This is a genomic window from Actinomadura sp. CNU-125, from assembly GCF_001942465.1.
In the GTDB taxonomy this organism is placed as follows: domain Bacteria; phylum Actinomycetota; class Actinomycetes; order Streptosporangiales; family Streptosporangiaceae; genus Spirillospora.
This window is the reverse complement of the sequence record NZ_MKJY01000354.1, coordinates 1-4,374: the sequence shown is the minus strand read 5'-3', so window position 1 is coordinate 4,374 and position 4,374 is coordinate 1. Positions and strand designations below refer to the sequence as shown.

The 4,374-nt window shown below is 70.8% G+C and carries 7 protein-coding genes; 3 read left to right on the top strand and 4 right to left on the bottom strand.

Features of this window, described 5'->3' with window-relative positions:
* Positions 1 to 319: 319 nt before the first annotated feature.
* A complete protein-coding gene (locus tag BJF79_RS32955) occupies positions 320 to 577 on the top strand; it encodes a hypothetical protein (protein ID WP_075903321.1) in 258 nt (85 codons plus the stop codon).
* Positions 574 to 864: a hypothetical protein gene (locus BJF79_RS32950; RefSeq protein ID WP_075903319.1), complete on the top strand. Its 291-nt coding sequence runs from the start codon at positions 574 to 576 to the stop codon at positions 862 to 864. Before BJF79_RS32955 ends, BJF79_RS32950 begins: the two co-directional genes overlap by 4 nt.
* 35 nt (positions 865 to 899) lie before the next feature.
* On the opposite strand, the gene BJF79_RS57505 is transcribed toward BJF79_RS32950, so the two are convergent.
* The 3 genes from BJF79_RS57505 to BJF79_RS67540 all read right to left on the bottom strand — a co-directional run bounded on the left by BJF79_RS57505 (position 900) and on the right by BJF79_RS67540 (position 2,379).
* Positions 900 to 1,520: a hypothetical protein gene (locus tag BJF79_RS57505; RefSeq protein WP_187357094.1), complete on the bottom strand. Its 621-nt coding sequence runs from the start codon at positions 1,518 to 1,520 to the stop codon at positions 900 to 902.
* Positions 1,442 to 1,822, bottom strand: coding sequence for a hypothetical protein (locus tag BJF79_RS57500; protein ID WP_075903317.1), 381 nt, complete (start codon positions 1,820 to 1,822; stop codon positions 1,442 to 1,444). Before BJF79_RS57500 ends, BJF79_RS57505 begins: the two co-directional genes overlap by 79 nt.
* 164 nt (positions 1,823 to 1,986) lie before the next feature.
* Positions 1,987 to 2,379 carry a hypothetical protein gene (locus BJF79_RS67540; protein WP_410050172.1) on the bottom strand — a complete coding sequence of 131 codons (393 nt, stop codon included), beginning with the start codon at positions 2,377 to 2,379 and terminating at the stop codon, positions 1,987 to 1,989.
* Positions 2,380 to 3,464: 1,085 nt separating this feature from the next.
* Between BJF79_RS67540 and BJF79_RS32935 the strand changes: the two genes are divergently transcribed.
* Positions 3,465 to 4,094, top strand: a complete 630-nt coding sequence (locus BJF79_RS32935; protein ID WP_075903323.1) for a TetR/AcrR family transcriptional regulator — start codon at positions 3,465 to 3,467, stop codon at positions 4,092 to 4,094.
* Between the two features lie 89 nt (positions 4,095 to 4,183).
* Here BJF79_RS32935 and BJF79_RS62680 read toward each other — a convergent pair.
* The coding region (locus BJF79_RS62680) for a hypothetical protein (protein ID WP_262402893.1) at positions 4,184 to 4,374 on the bottom strand (191 nt) is incomplete at its 5' end.

Sequence of the window (4,374 nt, the reverse complement as noted above, 5' to 3'; positions counted from 1 at the left end):
CCACACGAACGGAAGGCATCTCACATGACCCGAGTCATCCTCATCGACGAGCAGGTACGCGCCTGGCTGGAGTCCCAAGCCGAAGAAGGGCGACACCCACAATCTCGTCCTGCGCCGCATCCTCGGTCTCGACCCCGACAGCGACACCGCCCCGGGTGACCAGACGGCCCCGGACACCGACACGGACGCCGACGGCCCGCCCACGCCATAACGCGTGACCGCCCGTGCCCGGTAGCGGCCCCTTTCAAGGCCGCTACCGGGCGCCCGTCCGGAACCGGCCGCGACACGGTCCGTGATCATGACTGGAAGGATCAACGCCATGGGGCGCAACATCCGGGTCGACGCGCAGGTGTACGCCTGGCTGCAATCTCACGCCCACGGCATCCACGATGCCCCGAACCGGGCCCTGCGCCGCATCCTCGGCCTCGACCCCGCACCCGACCCGCCCACCCCGCCGACGCACCGTTCCGCCGACCAGACGGCCGGGGGCGATCCGGTCGCTGAACCCACCGACACCGCCGACAGTCCGCGCGGTGACGCCTCACCGGCGCGCCTGGCACTCGAAGGAGAACAATGACCCGCAAGTCCAAGCCCGACCTGTACGACCTTCTCCGGATCAACTTCGGAAACGAGACCGTCGAACCCGACAAGCTCCCCGAGCCCGACCGGCGCGCCGACCGGACCGCAGAAACCCAAGCGGCGTCCCCGCCCCGGCGTGCGGCTGCTCGGACGGGGCCGGTGACGGTACGCAGACCCGATCCGAAGGCGTGGAAGGCCGCGCGGGAGGCGGTCGGCGGTGACACCAGGCGCCTGGAAGTCATGCCGGACGGCTCGGTTTTCATCCACAACCAGCCGATCAGATGACCATCGGCGACCCGCGCCGCAACGGCCCGTCTCGATCATTGGTGTAGCCAGCGGCGGTGCCCCGGGGCGGCGTGACTCGCGCCGCCCCGGGGGCACCCGACCGGCCCCGGCGTGAGGACGGTCCGTCGACGCCTCGCACCTCCAAGAAACGTCAAACAAGGCGAAGAAAGAACACGGTGGACTGCGGCCGGAATTATTCTCGCGCTGCCGCCGCCGCCCGCGCGGCACGGCCACGGCCCTCCGCTCCCGAACGTGGCCCCAGCCCCAAAGTAGCTGTGGGTGATGGTGGTGACTGTGTGTTGGTCAGGAGGGCCGAGGAGCGGGAACGCTGGGGTCGGCAGTAGGTCGGCCAGGGCGGTTCGGATGGCGGCGCGGCTGACGCCGTGGGCGCGGGCGAGGGCGGCGATCGAGGTGCCCTGGTCGGTGTAGGTCGACCGGACGTCTTGGAGGTCTGCTCCGGCGAGGGCGGGCGGACGGCCGCGGTAGCGGCCTTCGGCTTCGGCGGCGGCGACGCCTTCGACGGTGAGCTCGTTCTGGATGTCGCGCTGGAACTGGCCGACGGCGGTGATGACGTTGATCAGCAGGTCCGTCGTCGCGTCGTTGGCGGCCAGATCGTGGAAGTTCGACAACGGCCCGGACAGCACCCGCAGGGCCACGCCGCGGGCTTGGCACCAGCACGGACGTTGTGGATGTCGACCAGATCGCGGCAGAGCCGGAACAGCTCCGACACCGTCAGTGTGTCGCCCGGGTGCGCGGCGGCGACCTTCGCGAAGGCGGGCCGTTCCAGCGCGGGAACCTTCGAGGTGGTCGCCGGGTCCTCGAACAGCAGAACGCCGTCGGCGGCGCGGAAGCCTTCGGCGACGCCCTCGGTCCGGACGAGGAGGCCGGCCTCGGTGAGGATGTGCCGCTGCCGCAGCAGCGACTGGGCGCGGTGGAGACGCGAGTAGACGATCTGCACCGGGCTTCTCCTCGAGGACGGGGACGGGGACCCCGGTTCCCCTGTCGGAAAATCCTGTCGTCAATTCGCGTGCGAAACCGGCCGCCGGACGTCATGGTTCGTCATCCAGTGTCCGATTTTCCAGAGGGTGTGCGGGGTCTGCAGAGTGGGTGTCGGGAAACCGTCTAATCCCGACAGCCGGTGGTCGTCGCTGCGCCAGGCGTTCGTCTTTGCCGGTTATGGCAGGTGGATGGGGAGGTGCTGGTAGCCGCGCAGGGCGAGGCCGGGCCGACGGGTGGGGGGTGCGGCGGGTTCGGGGCGGGGGTGGCGGGCCAGAAGTTGGGTGAGGGCGGTGGTGAGTTCGAGGCGGGTGAGGTGGGCGCCGAGGCAGTAGTGGATGCCGAGGCGAAGGCGAGGTGGGGGGCGGGGCGGGTGGCGGGGTCGGTGGTGAGGTAGCGGGTGGTGTCGAGGGTGTCGGGGTCGGGGTAGAGGGCGGGGTCGTGGTTGGCGGCGCCGAGGATGGTGATGACCAGGCCGCCGGGGTGCAGGTCGGCTCCGGCGAAGGTGAGGGGTTCCAGGGCGATGCGGACGCGAGTTGGAAGGGTGGATCGTAGCGCAGGAGTTCCTCGGTGGCGGCGGGGATGGTCTCGGGGTGGGCGGCGAGGCGGTCGAGCTGGTCGGGGTGGGTCATGAGGGCGTGGAGGCTGTTGCCGAGGAGGTTGGTGGTGGTCTCGAAGCCAGCGCCGAACAGCATGAGGGCGGTGGAGACGGTCTCGACTTCGGTGAGGGCGTCGGATTGGCGGCGGTCGGCCAGGCGGGTGAGCAGGCCGTCGCCGAGGCGGTCCGCGTCCGTGGTGAGCAGGCGGGTGAAGTAGGCCTCGGCCTCGTCCTGGGCGGCGAGTGCCTGTTCGGCGGCGTCGGGGGCGATGCCGGGCGACAGCAGGGCGGTGGCAGTGTAGATGAGCGGGGTCAAGTAGGCCCGGTCGGATTCGGGAACGCCGAGGAGGTCGGCGATGACGTTCATCGGGAACTCCATCGCGAACAGGCGCATGAAGTCACCGCCGCCGCCTTCGGTGAGCCGGTCGAGGAACTCCTCGGCGCGGGCGGTGACGGCGGCGGTGAGGTCGGCGACGTGGCGGGGGGTGAAGGCGTCGGAGACGATGCGACGCAGCCGGGTGTGGTGCGGGGGGTTGGCCATCAGCATGCTGTCGCCGACCCGGTCCAGCATCCGCTTGAGCTGGTCGGGCGGCAGGTCGGTGAACTGGAGCTCGAACATCTGCGGGCCCTTGCCCAGCGCCCGGTGCCGCAGCGCGGCGTCGCAGCTGGCGTGCCCGGACAGCACCAGGGTGCCGTCCCCGGTCCGCAGTACCGGCGCGAGCTCCCGCAGCCGCCGGTAGGAGGCGTAGGGGTCGTCGGCAGCGGGGTCGGCGATCACACCCCAGAACACCTCCTCGGCCTCCGCGCTGGTGGTGGCGGTGATGCCGCCGGGCAGATCGGCGGGGGGCGTGATGCTGGTGGCCATGGCACGGCTCCTCACGAGCAGGGGCGAGCCTCCACGTTCATACACTTTGACGAGTTTGTCTATACGTGTGGTCGTGGATGATGGAACCGGGTGCCGCGCGTCGCGTCACCCGGCCGGGCGGTTCGAAGGGCGGTGGGCGAGTTGGCCAGGACACGGGGATGGGGCGGCGACCCGCCGCGCAACGAGGAGGAAGCTCGCGCCCGGATCCTGGCGGCAGCGTCCGCGTGCATCGGCCGGTACGGCGCCAAGACCTCGATCTCCGACGTCGCCGCCGAACTCGGCGTCACCCGCCAGACCGTCTACGCCTACTACCCCGGCACCCACGCGCTGCTGGTCGCGACCGCCGCCGCCGCGGCCGAGCCGTTCCTGGACGGCCTGGCCGCCCGTGTCGCCGGCCTCACCGACCCCGCCGACATCCTCGCCGCGGCCTTCACCCACACCCTCACCGCGCTGCCCGCCGACCCGCACCTGGGGATTCTGCTGGCCACCGGACACACCACCACCATCACCGGCAACATCACCTCACCGGCAGCCCTCACCTTCGGCCGGGCCATCCTCCAGCGCTTCCCCGTCGACTGGACCGCCCTCGGCTACACCCCCCCACAGCTCGACGAACTCGCCGAACTCTGCCTCCGCCTCCTGTCCTCCTTCCTCACCGACCCCGGCCACCCGCCCCGCACCCCCGACCAGCTCCACACATACCTCCGCCGCTGGCTCGCCCCCGTCCTCCACGCCCCCGCAGCCCCTGACCACAGCGACCCGGCCCGGTGACCGCACCCAGCACCCCGCTGAACGACCCAGCTCAAACACCACCTCTCTCCTGGCCTGCCCGACGGCCCGAACACGCTGAGGACAGCCGGTCAACCAGCAGCGACCCCGCATCCGAACCGCCAGGAGCAGTAACCACGCCGCTCCTGGCGGTTCGGGTCAAGCCGCCAGGCCGAGGTCGAGGCGGCGACCCATGTCGATGTCGAGGGGGTATCACTCCCGGCGTGGAAATGATCTTGGTGGGGTAGATGATCGAGCAGGAAGATCATCCATCGAATTCGGG